The following is a 14,850-nucleotide window of genomic DNA, read 5'->3' as shown; positions in this document are numbered from 1 at the left end:
CTGCTATCGAGGCAGTCCGTAATGGTTCAGCGCGAGTTCGGCCTTGAGTGCGAGCGATCCGCCCTCGGGCCAGAGGCGGACGAGAGGGAGTTCGATTCCGCTGATGCTGATGCGCTCGGGCGCTTCGATGAAGCGGGGCGCGGCGCTGTCCAGCCTCAGAATGAGGGCAACCGGCGCCTCATCGATGCAGGGAAAGGGGAGAACGCCGAGGTTGCGGACTTCCATCACTCCGCGCGTATTCGGGTGCGGCATGGCCAGCAGCCGAGCGCCGTCCGGTTGGAGCAGTACCGAGTCGTCGCCGATCAGCTGTGCGCCCCGATCGATCAGGGCGAGGGCAAGACTGGATTTGCCGCTGCCCGGTGGGCCTTCGATCAGCACCGCGCGCCCGTCGATGGCGATGCAGGTCGATTGGCGTTGGGCCGGAGGGGGGGCGGGCTGGCTCATCCCTCGCTCTGCCATGCGGGGAGCGAGAGCACGAGACGCGCACCTGGGGTGCCATCGGTGCGATCGGTCGCGACGAGCTTGCCGAAGTGGGCCTCGACGATAGTGCGCGCGATGGCGAGACCGAGGCCGCTGTGCTTGCCGAATTCCTCGCGCGAGGGGCGCAGCGAGTGGAAGCGCTCGAAGATGCGTTCGCGGGCAGCGGCGGGGATGCCGGGACCATGGTCGGCAACGGCGATTTTCACCCGGCTGTCGATGCGTGAGAGCGAGATCTCGATCGGGCTGCCTGGCGGCGAGAAGGACACGGCATTGTCCAGCAGGTTCTGGAGCACCCGTTCGAGACGGGGCGCGTCGCCGGCAACGGTCAGGTCGGCGCTGCCTGCCGGTCCGTCACCGCTGTCTTTGCGCAGGATCGAGACCGGACAGCCGCCGTTGACGCCGCGCTGGTCGCGTTCGGCGACGAGGGCGCGGACGAGGGTGCCCATGTCGAAAGGTTCGAAGGTGGTGCGGCTGATCTGCGCGTCGATGCGGCTTGCGTCGGCGATCTCGGTGACGAGGAAGTCGATCCGGCGGACGTCGTCCTGGGCGATGCCGAGGAGTTGGCGGCGCAGGTCCGGCGCTTCCACCCGGTCGAGGCTTTCCAGCGCGCTGCGCAGCGAGGTCAGCGGGTTCTTGAGTTCGTGGGCTACATCGGCGGCGAAGCTCTCCACTTCGTCGATGCGCTGGCGCAGTGCGCCGCTCATGTCGGAAATGGCGCGGGCGAGAAGGCCGATCTCGTCGCGGCGGTCGGGCAGGCGGGGGACGACGACGCTGCGGTCACGGCCCAGGCGCACGCGAACGGCGGCGCGGACCAGTTTGCGCAGCGGTTCGACGATGGTGCGGGCAAGGAAAAGCGACAGCAGGATCGAAACGCCCAGCGCGCCGCCGACGATGAAGGCCAGTGTCTGGCGGGCCATGCGCACGTTCTCGGTGATGTCGCGGGCGTTGCGGGTGACCAGGAGCGCGGAGCCGTCCTTCCCCACCGGGGTGGCGGCGATGATGACGGGGGTGCGGTCCGGCGCGGCCTTGTGGTTGATCCGGGTTTGCCCTGATGTCAGTGCGGCGGCGATCTCAGGCCAAGCAAAGGCGTCGGCGTGGGCGGGGTCGCGGTAATCCGGGATGGGCGGCGCGCCGAGTATGAAATCCATGCCCCGGTCAAGCATGCGCGCGGCGTCCTGGAACCAGGGTTCGCTGGCCGGGTCGATCAGCCGGTAGGATGGCGCTGCCAGAGCGAAGCTGTCGCCGGAGAGCTTGCCGGCGGGATCGAACAGCCGCAGGCGCAGGTCCTGCGTAGTGCCGATCCGGGCAATCAGGGCGAGGCGGCCGGCCGGGTTCTCGTCGGCGAGGGCATCGGCGGTGATTTCGGCCTCGGTCTTGGCCAGGCGGTAGCGTTCGGCGAGCAGTTCGTTGCGGTAGCTGTCGATGTAGAACAGGCTGCCCGCCAGCAGTGCGAGCGCGATCACGTTCACCGCCAGGATGCGCGCGGTGAGCGAGATGCTCCACGCCAGCCCGAGGCGTACAGCGACGCGCGGGCGCGGTTTGGCGCGTGACTTTTCAGCCATCTGCGAAGGAGTATCCGGCGCCGTAGAGCGTGTCGATTGCACCGAATTCCGGGTCCACCGCGCGGAATTTACGGCGCAGGCGCTTGATGTGGCTGTCGATGGTGCGGTCGTCCACATAGACGTCGTCGCTATAGGCCGCGTCCATCAACTGGTTGCGGCTTTTCACCACGCCGGGGCGGGCCGCCATGGCTTCCAGAAGCAGGAATTCGGTGACGGTGAGCGATACGGGCCGGTCATCCCATGTCACCTGGTGGCGCGCGGGATCGAGCATCAACCTGCCGCGTATCACCGGATCGGGCAGGTTGGCCGGGGCCTCGTCTTCGGGCGGTGTCCGCGCCAGCTCGCTGCGCCGCAGGATGGCGCGAATACGCGCGACGAGCAGGCGCTGGCTGAAGGGCTTGGCGATATAGTCGTCCGCGCCCATGGCCAAGCCCAGCGCTTCGTCGGGCTCCTCGTCCTTCGAGGTCAGGAAGATCACCGGCAGGCTCGACTGCGCGCGCAGGGCCTGCAGCAGGTGCAGGCCGTCCATGCGCGGCATCTTGATATCGAAGATGGCAAGGTCCGGCGGGTTGTCCAGCAGGGCCTTCAGCGCTGTCTCGCCGTCGGCGTAGACGCGCGTGGCAAAGCCTTCTGCGTGGAGGCTGATGGACAGGGTGGTGAGAATGTTGCGATCGTCATCGACCAGCGCGATCGTGTGCTGGCGCTGCGCAGACGGTGCGACCGCAGGCGAAGTGCCTGAAGGCACCATGGGCGAGGCGGCGTTGTCTGCCGGACGACCAGGTAGTAGGGGCGGGGGAGTGGATGCATCGGCCATGGGCGCGCGCAGTTTCCCTTTTGCTGCATGGGAGAATTTGCCTAGCGGCTGCGCGCGCGGATGACAATCTGCGGTGAGGGCGGAGCTGAGCGCCGCCGCAAGTGGTCCAGTCCGTTGCACCTGCGCGATTAAAACTCCTACGCATAGGACCTTGACGGTTCCAATTTCCCCCAAATTGACGGAAAAGAGACAGCTGCCTATTCGTGGCTCGATTCTTGCGCAGGAATCGCGAATGCGACCTCGGGGATACCCGCAGGGCGACATCTTTTGGAGGAGATGACATTGACCACTTCGCTTAGCTATCCGCTCGATAAACAGGGCATCGAGACGAAGGCAACGATCTTCGCAAACCTTGGTACGGCCCCGCTGGTCGAACATGCGGTGAAGAATGGGGAAGGCGTGCTTTCGGCCGACGGGCCGTTTGTCGTCGCCACCGGCAAGCACACGGGGCGTTCGGCCAAGGACAAGTTCATCGTCCGCGACGCCGAGACGGAATCGACGGTGTGGTGGGGCAAGACCAACGTGCCGATGACGCCTGAACATTTTGCCGCGCTGAAGGAAGATTTCCTTGCAGCCGTCGCGCAGAAGGACACGCTTTACGTCGCCGACCTGTTTGGCGGCTCGCAGCCCGAGCACCGCGTCAAGGTGCGTGTCATCAACGAGTTCGCCTGGCACAACCTGTTCATCAAGACGCTGCTGGTTCGCCCATCGAGCGACGAACTGGAAGGCTTCGCGCCCGAATACACCATCATCGATCTGCCCAGCTTCCGCGCCGACCCCGAGCGTCACGGATCGCGCAGCGAGACGGTGATCGCGGTTAACTTCTCTGAGAAGCTGATCCTGATCGGCGGCACGTCCTATGCCGGCGAAATGAAGAAGTCGGTCTTCGGCATCCTCAATTACCTGCTGCCGGTAAAGGGCGTGATGCCGATGCACTGCTCGGCCAACATCGGTCCGGACGGTGACACCGCCGTGTTCTTCGGCCTCTCGGGCACCGGCAAGACGACGCTTTCGGCCGACGCTTCGCGCACGCTGATCGGCGATGACGAGCATGGCTGGTCGGATACTGCGGTGTTCAACTTCGAAGGCGGCTGTTACGCTAAGATGATCCGCCTTTCGGAAGAAGCCGAACCGGAAATCTACGCCACCACCCGCCGCTTCGGCACGGTTCTGGAAAACGTCGTGATCGACCCGGTCACGAGGCTGATCGACCTTGACGACAACTCGCTGGCCGAAAACAGCCGCGGTTCCTATCCGATCGACTTCATTCCGAACTGCTCGGAGAAGAACCTCGGGCCGGTGCCGAAGAACATCATCTTCCTGACCGCCGATGCTTACGGCGTTCTGCCGCCGATCGCGCGGCTGACCCCGGATCAGGCGATGTACCACTTCCTCTCGGGCTATACCGCGCGCGTTGCCGGAACCGAGATCGGGGTGACGGAGCCGGAAGCGACGTTCTCGACCTGCTTCGGCGCGCCGTTCATGCCGCGTCACCCTTCCATTTACGGCAACCTTTTGAAGGAGCGTATCGCCAAAGGCGGCGTGAAGTGCTGGCTGGTCAACACCGGATGGTCGGGCGGCAAGGCGACGATGGAAGGCATCAAGCGCATGCCGATCAAGGCCACCCGCGCTCTGCTCAACGCCGCGCTCGACGGCAGCCTCAACGCTGCCGAGTTCAAGGAAGATCCCAACTTCGGCTTCGAAGTGCCGGTCGAGGTGGCAGGTGTCGACACCAAGCTGCTCGACCCGCGCGGCGCCTGGGCCGATCCGCTTGAATACGATCGCACGGCGCAGACCCTGGTCAAGCAGTTCATCGACAACTTCGAGCAGTTCGAAGAGCATGTCGATGAAGGCGTGCGCAAGGCAGCGCCCGTCTCGGCCTGATCTTCACGACCTGACAAGAACAAGCGGGGCCCCGGAACTTCGGTTTCGGGGCCTTGTTTTTTGGCTGCGGCGGGCCGGAGCCGCCCATGCGGAATGAACGGCAGCCCATGGGCGGGCCCATGGGTCATTTCCAAGCCTTCCGTTCGTCATGGTTTGGGTGCAATGTACACTACTACGCCAAAGGAGAACGGTAATGGGATTTTTCGACGGTATCCTCGGACAGGTGAGCGAGCACGCGGACGTGGCCAATCTCGCAGGCAAGCTGGGCATTGCCCCCGAAGTGGCTGAAAAAGCCATCGCCGCTCTGGGCATGGCGCATCAGCAGGACGGCGATACCGCGCAGCTTGCATCGGAGCGTACCGGGCTGGACGTCGGGGTCATGCAGCAGCTTATCCAGCAGATCGGCGGCGAAGGCTCGCTGACCCAGTTCGCCAGCGCCATCGCATCCGACCCCGGCAAGATCGCCAGCTTCTTCGACAAGGACGGCGACGGCAGCGTCATCGACGATCTGACCGGCATGGCCAAGGGCTTTTTCGGCGGCAAAAGCTGAGATTGAACTCGTGTCGTCCCGGACCCACCGGTCCGGGACGACACGGTATTTCAGCCTTTTTTGCCGCCGATGTAGGCCTCGACGTTGAGCGCCAGCACGTCCAGCGGCACATTGCCGCCGTCGACCACCGCCTGGTCGAAATCACGCAGGTCATAGGCTGAGCCCAGCGCCTGATGTGCGCGTGTGCGCTGGCTGACGATCTGCGAGTGGCCCATCTTGTAGCCGCAGGCCTGGCCGGGCCATGAACAGTACCGGTCCACCTCGTTTACCACTTCCTCGCGCTTGTTGCCGTTCTGCTCCATGAAGAAGCGCACGGCCGCATCGCGGCTCCAGCCCTTGGAATGGAGCCCGGTGTCGACCACCATGCGGCAAGCGCGGAAAGCCAGCGACTGCAGGTAGCCAAGCCGGCCTACGGCATCGTCGTCGTAGGCCCCCAGTTCGTCCGCCAGTTGTTCGCCGTAAAGCGCCCAGCCTTCGGAATAGGCGTTGAACGCCAGGATCGAGCGGATCAGCGGCAGGCGGTTGGCATATTCGCCTTGCCAGACATGGCCGGGGATCGCTTCGTGGTGCACCAGCGTGGGCAGGTCGTACTTGCGGTGCAGATCGGTGGTGCGCAGGTTGATCCACATCTTGCCAGGGACGCTGCCGTCCTTGGACCCGGCTCCGCCATAGGCGGTCGGTGCGCCGGGTTCCTCGGACAGCGGCAGGCGGCGCACTTCGACATTGCCGGGAACCAACTGGCGGAAAGCGCGCGGCATCTGCGCGCGTATCCAGTCGACACGGGTGCGGATGAAGGCGAGGATTTCTGCTCGGCCGGGGTCGCCTGCGGGGAACATGAAGCGCTTGTCCTCGCCCAGCGCCGCCATGCGCGCGCCCACGGTGCCGGTGGTATAGCCCAGCGACTTCAGGATGGGGTCCATGCGGGCGTGGAGGGCAGCAAGTTCCTGCAAGCCGCGCTGGTGAATTTCCTCGGGGGGAAGCGGCGTGGTCGTGCTGGCGCGCAGGGCCCAGGCATAATATTCGGCGCCGTGCGGACGTTCACGCATGCCGGGATCGCTCTTGGCGAGGGTGCGCTGGTGCTTGAGTTCGGCCAGTTGCCGTTCCAGCGCGGGCACCACTTCACCGGCGACGATCCGCTTCGCGTCGGCGGTCCAGGTGCCGCTCATGTCTTTCGTGCGTCCGGCGATCGAGGTGACGAGGCCGCCGCCGTCCGCGCGTGCGTCAGCGATGGTGCTGGTCATCTGCGCGATGGCCCGGTCGAGCAGGAAGTCAGGCGGCACGAGGCCGATCGCGGTGGCGGCCTTGATCCGGCCGAGTTCCCCGTCCAGCTGCGCATCGAACTGGCCGAGGCGCGCGACATAGGCGTCGGCGTCCTCACGCGTCTTCACCGGATGGTCGGCATCGAGGAAACGCGGCAAGTCCAGATAGGCGCCTACGTTCTGGATGACGACGTAAGGCGTGTTGCGCCAACCGCCCACGGCGACATCGCCATAGGGCAGCGCGAAACCGTCGAGCGCGGTGGAGAAAGCGCTTTTGACCACGGCGAGACTGGTGCGGGTGGAATGGTCCAGCCCGCTCGCATCGAAGGCTTCGACCGAAGCGAGGCCCTGTTTCAGGCTGGCAGCATAGGCATTGCGCCCGGCTTGCGAGCGATCCTCCAGGCGCGATCGCAGCGCGGCATGGTCGCCGATGTCGACGCCGAGGCCGGTTGCGCCTTCGGGGACGTGTTCGAGGAGGTTCCAGGCGATGCTGTCAAGCAGGGCGGCTGCGTTCGGCGGTGTGGCCGGGGCGGCGGGCATGGGAGCGGGCTCGCCAGTCGCGGCGCAGCCGGGAAGGGCGATGGCGGCGGTTCCGGCTGCCAGCAGATGGAGGGCGCTGCGCCGCGAGAGGGGGCTACGCGGGCCGAGTGCGGGAAGGAAAGTATCGTGCATGGCCGGAACGATGGCCGCGCCTGCCGATGCTGTCAAACCGGCCTGGCAAACCATCTTGGGCCTCGGCGCAGGCTGCGCTAGGAAGGCGCCATGAACATCGCGCTTTCGCTTCTCGTGCTCACCGTCATCGCGCTCGTGCTGGGCGCTCTCGTTCTGTTTCGGCGCGGGGGGCAGCGCAAGCAGGCCGTGCTGATGCTGGTGCTGGCGGGAGTGATGGTGATGAACATCGCCATCTGGACCCTGCCGACGCCCGAAGGCCGCTCCCTGTCGGGCGAGGCTGAAAAGCAACAGGCGCCGGAGTGATGCTCCGACGCCTGCTGTGATCCATCGACCGGCAGATTACTTGATCGGGCAATCCGGCGCGAGGCGCATGTCGAGGTAGTTGTCGACCGACTTCATCAGGTCCGGCACTTCATTCTCGAAGAAGTGGTTGGCGCGCGGAATTTCATCATGATGGATGGTGATGTGCTTTTGCGTGCGCAGCTTGTCGACCAGCTTCTGCACGGCGTTGGGCGTGACCACCGTATCGCCGGTGCCCTGGATGATGATGCCCGAGGCGGGGCAGGGAGCCAGGAAGCTGAAGTCGTACATGTTGGCCGGCGGGGCGACCGAGATGAAGCCGCGAATCTCGGGGCGGCGCATCAGCAGCTGCATGCCGATCAGCGCGCCGAACGATACGCCGGCGATCCAGGTAGTCGAAGCCTCGGGGTGGATCGACTGCACCCAGTCGAGCGCGGCCGCCGCGTCTGACAGTTCGCCGATGCCGTTGTCGAAGCTGCCCTGGCTGCGGCCCACGCCGCGAAAGTTGAAGCGCAGCACCGCGAAACCGCGTGCCACGAAGGTCTTGTATAGGTGCTGGGTGATGCGGTCGTTCATCGTGCCGCCCGCCTGCGGGTGCGGATGGAGGATCATCGCCACCGGTGCGCGCGGACGCGGAGCGGGCTGGAAACGACCTTCGAGACGACCTTCGGGACCGGGAAAGATGACTGCGGGCATGTCTGTTTGCGGCCTGACTTGTTGAACCTCCCGCGCGCACGGCAGCGCCGGGCATCGCGGGAGTGGAAATGGGAAAGGTTCGCTATATAGAAACATTGCGTCCGAAAACAACTTCGCAAGTAAGGGCAGTTCCTATCATTTATCTAGATCATGCCGCGACTACGCCGATGCTTGCTCCTGCGCGCGAGGCCTGGCTGGAAGGCGCGGCGATCTGGGCCAATCCCTCAAGCCCCCACGCGCCGGGCCGCGCTGCCCGCGCCGCACTGGAAGATGCGCGGGCACGGGTGAAGACCGCGCTGGGCTGGGAGGGCGAAGTGCTGTTCACCTCCGGCGCGAGCGAGGCGCTGGCGATCGGGCTGGGACGGGCAAAAGCGCAGCGGCGACTGGTCTCGGCAGTGGAGCACGATGCGGTGTTCCGCGCGGCGCCCGATGCCGAAGTGCTGCCGGTGGTCGAAGGGGAAGTGGACCTTCGCGCTCTGGTCGATGCTCTGGCGCAGCCGGGCAGGGCGGTGGCCGCGGTGCAGTCGATCAACTCCGAGACCGGCACGGTCCTGCTTCCTTGCGGAACCAGCCCAGTGGCGGCGCAGGTCCGCGAGGCAGGTGGGTTGCTGCTTGCCGACTGTTCGCAGTCGGCCGGAAAGGCGCCTTTGCCTGATGCGGACCTGATAGTCGTTTCGGCTCACAAGCTAGGCGGCCCGGTCGGCATCGGCGCGCTGCTGGTGCGCGATTTCGCCATGCTGGAGCCGAGCGGCGGGCAGGAGCGCGGCTACCGTGCCGGGACCGAGAACCTGCCGGCCGTCCTGGCTTTCGCCGCTGCGCTGGAGGCAGGCGGCATCGAGAACTGGGCAACCAGCGCCGAGCAGCGGTTGGGCTTCAGGAGCAGGCTGCAGGCGCACGGGGAAGTGCTGCAACCGGGGGTGCAGTGCTCTCACATCTTTGCCGTCGCGGCGCCGAAAATGTCCGCAACGGCGATGCTGATCCGCATGGACGGGTTGGGCTTCGCGATCTCGGCGGGCAGTGCCTGTTCTTCCGGCACGCTAAAGCAAAGCCGCGTGTTGCAGGGCTTTGGCATCGATGCGGATCTGGCGAAAAGAACCGTGCGCGTCTCCATGGGCTGGAGCACGACGCCGCAGGACCTTGACGCCTTTGCCGATGCATGGGCCAAGGTAAACGCATGATCTACCTTGACTATCAGGCGACCACGCCGCTCGCGCCCGAAGCGCGTGAAGCCATGCTGCCATGGCTTGGCGGACCGGAAACCAGCGGTTTCGCGAACCCCCATAGCCTGCATCGCCCCGGTCGCGGCGCTGCGGCGGCGGTGGAAGTGGCGCGCGCTCAGGTCGCCAGGCTCATGCCGCCGGGCGGGCGGGTGATCTTCACGTCGGGCGCGACGGAGGCGATCAATCTCGCCATCGTGGGCAGCGGCGCGCGCAAGTTGGCGGTTTCCGCAATCGAGCATGCCGCCGTGCTAGATACAGCGGTGGCACTCGATCCTGCCTTTGCGATCTTGCCGGTCGATGCCGGAGGATTGGTGGATGGCGATGCGCCGATTGCTCCCCGCACTGGCCTCGTTGCCGTCATGCAGGTGAACAACGAGATCGGCACGGTTCAGCCGGTGGAGGTTCTGGCCGAGCGCGCGCACGCCGCCGGGGCGCTGTTTCTGTGCGACGCGGTTCAGGCCGCTGGCAAGATCTCCCCGCCAGCCAATGCCGACCTCATCGCGGTGAGCGCCCACAAGCTCTATGGCCCCAAGGGCATCGGCGCCCTGTGGTTGCGGGATGGGCTTGACCTTGCGCCGCTGATCCGGGGCGGCGGGCAGGAGCAGGGGCTGCGTTCCGGCACGCTCAGCCCGATGCTGTGTGCCGGGTTCGGCGCCGCAGCGGCACTTGCCCTGGACCGGATGGACGAGGATGCCGCCCATGTCGCCGCTCTGTGGCAGCGTGCACGCACGATCCTTTCGCGCTGGGAGCTGAATGGTTCAGCGGCGCGGCGCTGGCACGGCAACCTCAACCTGCGCCTCGATGGCCTCGACGTGGCCCGTCTAATGTCAGAGTTGCGGGACCTCGCTTTTTCCGCAGGATCGGCCTGTGCAAGCGGGTCCGGCAGGCCGAGTCACGTCCTGCGGGCCTTGGGTCTTTCGGACAGGCAGGCCAAAGCCTCTATCCGTCTGGGATTTGGGAGATATACTCAGGTCCGGGAACTTGAGGATGCCTGCGCCAAAATCGAAGCCGCCGCTGCGGTGCAGGGAGTATGACTTGGTTAACGTGATGTTCGTTACCGTCGACGGATCCAGAGTTTCGGCGCAGGCCGAGCCGGGATCCCGGCTGCTTGAAGTGGGCCAGAACGCGGGCATGCCGCTTGAAGGGACGTGTGAGGGGCAGATGGCCTGCTCCACCTGCCACGTCATCGTCTCGCCCGACTGGTTCGACAAGTTGCCCCCCGCCTCGAACGAGGAGGAGGACATGCTGGACCTCGCCGCAGGAGTGGGCCGCACCAGCCGCCTTTCCTGCCAGATCGAACTGACCGAGGCATTGGATGGGCTCGCAGTCCGCATCCCCGGCGTGGTGCGGGATATGCAGATCGGCTGAAGAAACCGGCGGGCGAACCCGCCGGTCCGCTCAGTCCTTGGCGCCCAAGCGCTTCCTCCAGCTCAGGATCGCCCAGCGGATCGCGAAGCCGATCAGTCCAAGCGGAACCGCGACGGCCAAGAGCATGATGACGACCGCGAAGATCGTGCCAAGCACCGTGCTCACGTTCCCCATAGCGCTGCGGATGGGCGACAGGAATCCGCCTTCGCTGGGCGAGCCGGCTTCATAGCTCAGGTTCACCCGGCTGAAATTCACGCGGCCCTGCATTTCCGTCAGCCAACTGCGCGCCTCGTCGATTTCCTCGTTCACCTGCGCCACGCCGCGTTCGGCCTCGACCAGTTCGGCCACGGTGCCCTTGCGCGTGGCGAGCACTTCCATCAGCCGATCGCGCAGCACCGAGCGGGCGCGCAGGCGGGCTTCGGTATCGACGATCTGCTTTGACAGGTCCTCACCGGAGATCGCGCTGGAAACTTGCGTCCCTCCCGCGTTTCCGGCCAGCTTGCCCAGCTGCGCGCCGAAAGCACGGGCGCGCGGCGCGGCGACTGCCAGCGCCAGCGATCCAGCGGCGTAACGCCCTTCCGATCCGTTCTGCTTCATATCCAGGATGCGGCACACCTGCGGGCCCTGCTTCTCGCACAAGTCCGCCTGGCTTCGCTGCACCTCGGGAATACGTTCGGCCGCCAGTCGATAGCCGTATTCGTAGACGTAGGCGATTCGGGGGCCATTGGCTGCGCTGACCGCGATGGCCTCGCCCGGCTTGGCCTCCCCCTGCTTTGCCTCCCCGGCACTTTGCGCCTTCACCGTGGCCGGAGCTTCCTCGCGGATGTCGACGGTGGTTTCCGGCCCCGCCGCATCGGGTGCAGGCGCGCTTCCGCACCCGGCAAGAGCAAGCGCCAGCAATCCCGCGGAAATCTTTGAGCGGTGCATTGTCGTCTCCCTCGCATGCGGTGTGATTCGCTGGCGACGCTATCCCAGCTTGAACCTCTGGAAAACGGCCTAAAGCGGCTTGGCATGGCCGGGTGCCCTGCTAGGGTCCGGCCACCATGGTGACCAAGACAGACGAAGACTCCGATCCGTTCGACGCCATCGTCGACGCGCCCTTCGATGCGGCGCTGTCGGAGCGTTATCTCGTCTATGCGCTGTCGACGATCACGGCGCGCTCGCTGCCCGATCTTCGCGACGGGTTGAAGCCGGTACACCGCCGCCTGCTGTGGGCGATGCGCCAGCTCAAGCTCGATCCGGGCAATGCCTATAAGAAATCCGCGCGAGTCGTCGGTGACGTGATCGGTAAGTATCACCCGCATGGCGACGCCTCGGTTTACGACGCGATGGTCCGCCTCGCGCAGGATTTCTCGCTGCGCTATCCGCTGGTGCAGGGGCAGGGCAACTTCGGCAACATCGACGGCGATAACGCCGCCGCCTATCGTTACACCGAAGCGCGCCTGACGAAAACCGCGATCCAGCTCATGTCCGGGCTGGACGAAGGCACCGTGGAACTGATCCCCACCTACAATGGTGAGGAACACGAGCCGGAAATCTTTCCCGGCATGTTCCCCAATCTGCTGGCCAACGGCGCCGTGGGCATCGCGGTGGGCATGGCGACCTCGATCCCCAGCCACAACGTCGCCGAGATCATCGACGCGACGCTCTTGCTGATCGACAATCCCCATGTCGAGCATCCGCAGCTGATGGAAGTGTTCCATGGCCCTGACTTCGCGACCGGCGGCCTCGTGGTCGATAGCCCGGAGGCGATCAGCCACGCCTATGCGACCGGCAAGGGCGGTTTCCGCGTGCGCGGGCGTTTCTCCACCGGACGCAACGCGGACGGTTCGTGGGAAGATACCGGCATAGAGAAGCTGGGGGCAGGCCAGTGGCAGCTCGTCGTCACCGAAATTCCGTACATGCTCCAGAAGGGCAAGCTGATCGAACAGATCGCGGCCCTGATCGGCGACCGCAAGCTGCCGATCCTGGAAGACGTGCGCGACGAAAGCGACGAGGAAATCCGCCTTGTCCTCGTTCCCAAGAGCCGCAATGTCGACCCTGAGCTGCTGAAGGAAAGCCTGTACCGGCTGACCGACCTCGAAAGCAGGTTCAGTCTCAACCTCAACGTATTGGATTCGCACAGGACGCCGGGTGTTCTGGGGCTGAAACTTCTGCTTCAGGAGTGGGTCTACAGCCAGATCGACATCCTGCTGCGCCGTACCAACCACCGGCTCGAAAAGATCGCCGCCCGGCTGGAACTGGTTTCCGGCTATATCATCGCCTACCTCAATCTCGACCGGATCATCGAGATCATCCGCACCGAGGATGAGCCGAAGGTGGTGATGATGGCCGAGTTTGAACTGACCGACCGTCAGGCCGAAGCCATCCTCAACATGCGCCTGCGCTCCTTGCGCAAGCTGGAGGAAATGGAGCTTCGCAAGGAGCACGCCGAACTGCTGAAAGAGCAGGAGGAACTGGTCAAGCTGCTCGAAAGTCCGGCCCGCCAGCGCACCCGGATCAAGCGCGATCTTGCCAACTTGCGCAAGGATTACGCCGAGGACACGCTGCTCGGCCGCCGCCGCACCACGATCGCGCAGGCGACCAGGACCGTGGAATTCAGCATGGACGCGATGATCGAGAAGGAGCCGGTGACTGTGATCCTCTCGGCCAGGGGCTGGATCAAGGCCGCGCGCGGGCACGTGCCCCTGGACGGCGATGTCAAGTTCAAGGAAGGCGACGGCCCCGGCTATGCCTTCCACGCACAGACCACCGACAAGGTGCTGATCGCGCTCGACAACGGCCGCTTCTACACGCTGGGCGCCGACAAGCTGCCGGGCGCGCGCGGCTTTGGCGAACCGATCCGAACGATGGTCGATATCGACACCGAAGCCCATATCGTCGCGGCCATGGTCTACAAGCCCAAGGCCCAGCTCCTGCTGGCCTCGAACATCGGGCGCGGCTTCGCGGCCGAAATGGACGAACTGCTCGCCGAAACCCGCAAGGGCCGCGCGGTGATGTCGACCAAGCCGGGCGTCACCCTTGTCACCGTGCGCGAGATCCCGGCCGAGCACGACCACGTCGCGGTGGTGGGCGACAACCGCAAGCTGGTGATCTTCAGTCTTGAGGAACTGCCGGTCATGGCCAAGGGCCAGGGCGTCACCCTGCAGCGATACCGCGACGGCGGCATGTCGGATGTCATCACGCTCAGGCTGGATGACGGGCTGTCATGGACGATGGGCGGCGAAAGCGCCCGTACCCGTACCGAAAAGGACATGACGCTCTGGAAAGTGGCGCGCGGCGCGGCGGGGCGTTTGCCGCCCGTGGGCTTCCCGCGCGACAACAAGTTCCAGGGGTAAGAGCGCGGCGGACCTGATCCGGGGCCACCGCCCTCAGGTCTCTTCTACCGCCTGCGGGTGATGGGGCACCAGGATCAGCGTCCGGCCTTCCACCCGCCAACTGGCGAGGCGCGACAGCACGTTCATGCCGATGACGTTGGTATCGCCCATGCCCGGTGCGACCACCGCGTCGAGTTCGCGGGCGACCACGTTGCCGATGCGCAGTTCGTCGATCGTCGCCAGCTTTGCCTCGATGGTCCCATTGGCGGTGCGCATCAGCACCGAGCGGTTGAGCGGATTGGCTTTCAGGTCCGCTGCCTGCGCGGTCGCGGGCGAAATCGCGGTGAGCGTGGCGCCTGTATCGACGAGAAAATCGCGTTTTACCCCGTTCACCGTCGCGGTGATCCAGAAGTGGCCGTCGGAATTCATCGGCACGCGCGTTTCGCCGCCTTCCACGCTCTGACGGGTCAGGCCAAGTTGCGGGAATGCAAAGTCGGCGCCGGTGGTCAGCCGGGTGACCTGCGCGATCGTCAGCAGCATCGCGGCGAGCAGGCCGAGATTGCCCACCCCGCGTACGAAACCGCCCAGCAGCGGAGCCGGGCCGCGCAGAAGCCCGCCCAGCATGCTTACGGCAATGCCGACGCAGGCGAGTGCAAGCAGGGGCTGTCCGGCAAGGAAGCCGAAGATTTGCGAAAGGTCCATATGTGTGACCCTAGCACATTGCAGCT

General features: G+C 65.5%; 14 protein-coding genes. 7 read left to right on the top strand and 7 right to left on the bottom strand.

What is annotated here, in order from left to right; genetic code table 11:
* Nucleotides 1–3 precede the first annotated feature (3 nt).
* The 3 genes from TQ38_RS10420 to TQ38_RS10410 are packed head-to-tail and all read right to left on the bottom strand — an operon-like array spanning nt 4 to nt 2,790.
* The gene (locus TQ38_RS10420; RefSeq protein ID WP_043972834.1) at nt 4–444 is read right to left on the bottom strand and encodes an HPr kinase/phosphorylase; all 441 of its coding nucleotides are present in this window, start codon (nt 442–444) and stop codon (nt 4–6) included.
* Nucleotides 441–2,042, bottom strand: coding sequence for an ATP-binding protein (locus TQ38_RS10415; protein ID WP_043972837.1), 1,602 nt, complete (start codon nt 2,040–2,042; stop codon nt 441–443). The genes TQ38_RS10420 and TQ38_RS10415 overlap by 4 nt, the downstream gene beginning before the upstream one ends.
* Nucleotides 2,035–2,790, bottom strand: coding sequence for a response regulator transcription factor (locus TQ38_RS10410; protein WP_043972840.1), 756 nt, complete (start codon nt 2,788–2,790; stop codon nt 2,035–2,037). Before TQ38_RS10410 ends, TQ38_RS10415 begins: the two co-directional genes overlap by 8 nt.
* Nucleotides 2,791–3,138: 348 nt before the next feature.
* Here TQ38_RS10410 and TQ38_RS10405 point away from each other — a divergent pair, with 348 nt between their 5' ends.
* Together TQ38_RS10405 and TQ38_RS10400 are read left to right on the top strand one after the other, a co-directional pair.
* Nucleotides 3,139–4,740, top strand: coding sequence for a phosphoenolpyruvate carboxykinase (locus tag TQ38_RS10405; protein WP_113941911.1), 1,602 nt, complete (start codon nt 3,139–3,141; stop codon nt 4,738–4,740).
* Between the two features lie 193 nt (nt 4,741–4,933).
* Nucleotides 4,934–5,290 (top strand): hypothetical protein, encoded by a 357-nt coding sequence (locus TQ38_RS10400; RefSeq protein ID WP_043972844.1) that lies wholly within the window; start codon nt 4,934–4,936, stop codon nt 5,288–5,290.
* Between the two features lie 50 nt (nt 5,291–5,340).
* Here the strand turns inward: TQ38_RS10400 and TQ38_RS10395 are convergent, their stop codons facing one another.
* On the bottom strand, nt 5,341–7,221 hold the full coding sequence (locus tag TQ38_RS10395; protein WP_043973461.1) for a DUF885 family protein: 1,881 nt from the start codon (nt 7,219–7,221) through the stop codon (nt 5,341–5,343).
* Nucleotides 7,222–7,311: 90 nt separating this feature from the next.
* Between TQ38_RS10395 and TQ38_RS10390 the strand changes: the two genes are divergently transcribed.
* Nucleotides 7,312–7,524: a hypothetical protein gene (locus TQ38_RS10390; RefSeq protein WP_043972845.1), complete on the top strand. Its 213-nt coding sequence runs from the start codon at nt 7,312–7,314 to the stop codon at nt 7,522–7,524.
* A 36-nt stretch (nt 7,525–7,560) separates the two neighbouring features.
* On the opposite strand, the gene TQ38_RS10385 is transcribed toward TQ38_RS10390, so the two are convergent.
* Entirely contained in the window at nt 7,561–8,217 is a 657-nt protein-coding gene (locus TQ38_RS10385) for an alpha/beta hydrolase (RefSeq protein ID WP_043972847.1), read from the bottom strand.
* Nucleotides 8,218–8,285: 68 nt separating this feature from the next.
* On the opposite strand from TQ38_RS10385, the gene TQ38_RS10380 reads away from it, so the two are divergent.
* The 3 genes from TQ38_RS10380 to TQ38_RS10370 are packed head-to-tail and all read left to right on the top strand — an operon-like array spanning nt 8,286 to nt 10,805.
* The gene (locus tag TQ38_RS10380) at nt 8,286–9,395 is read left to right on the top strand and encodes a cysteine desulfurase family protein (RefSeq protein ID WP_043972849.1); all 1,110 of its coding nucleotides are present in this window, start codon (nt 8,286–8,288) and stop codon (nt 9,393–9,395) included.
* Nucleotides 9,392–10,471 (top strand): cysteine desulfurase family protein, encoded by a 1,080-nt coding sequence (locus tag TQ38_RS10375; RefSeq protein ID WP_043972851.1) that lies wholly within the window; start codon nt 9,392–9,394, stop codon nt 10,469–10,471. The genes TQ38_RS10380 and TQ38_RS10375 overlap by 4 nt, the downstream gene beginning before the upstream one ends.
* A gap of 1 nt (nt 10,472) precedes the next feature.
* On the top strand, nt 10,473–10,805 hold the full coding sequence (locus TQ38_RS10370) for a 2Fe-2S iron-sulfur cluster-binding protein (protein ID WP_043972852.1): 333 nt from the start codon (nt 10,473–10,475) through the stop codon (nt 10,803–10,805).
* A 30-nt stretch (nt 10,806–10,835) separates the two neighbouring features.
* Here the strand turns inward: TQ38_RS10370 and TQ38_RS10365 are convergent, their stop codons facing one another.
* Nucleotides 10,836–11,732, bottom strand: a complete 897-nt coding sequence (locus TQ38_RS10365) for a DUF4349 domain-containing protein (RefSeq protein ID WP_043972854.1) — start codon at nt 11,730–11,732, stop codon at nt 10,836–10,838.
* A gap of 116 nt (nt 11,733–11,848) precedes the next feature.
* Here TQ38_RS10365 and parC point away from each other — a divergent pair, with 116 nt between their 5' ends.
* The gene (gene parC, locus TQ38_RS10360; RefSeq protein WP_043972856.1) at nt 11,849–14,143 is read left to right on the top strand and encodes a DNA topoisomerase IV subunit A; all 2,295 of its coding nucleotides are present in this window, start codon (nt 11,849–11,851) and stop codon (nt 14,141–14,143) included.
* 33 nt (nt 14,144–14,176) lie between these two features.
* On the opposite strand, the gene TQ38_RS10355 is transcribed toward parC, so the two are convergent.
* Nucleotides 14,177–14,824: a TIGR02281 family clan AA aspartic protease gene (locus TQ38_RS10355; RefSeq protein WP_043972857.1), complete on the bottom strand. Its 648-nt coding sequence runs from the start codon at nt 14,822–14,824 to the stop codon at nt 14,177–14,179.
* Between the last annotated feature and the right edge of the window lie 26 nt (nt 14,825–14,850).

Source organism: Novosphingobium sp. P6W (genome assembly GCF_000876675.2).
Taxonomy (GTDB): Bacteria; Pseudomonadota; Alphaproteobacteria; order Sphingomonadales; family Sphingomonadaceae; genus Novosphingobium.
This window is presented reverse-complemented; position numbering and strand designations above follow the sequence as displayed.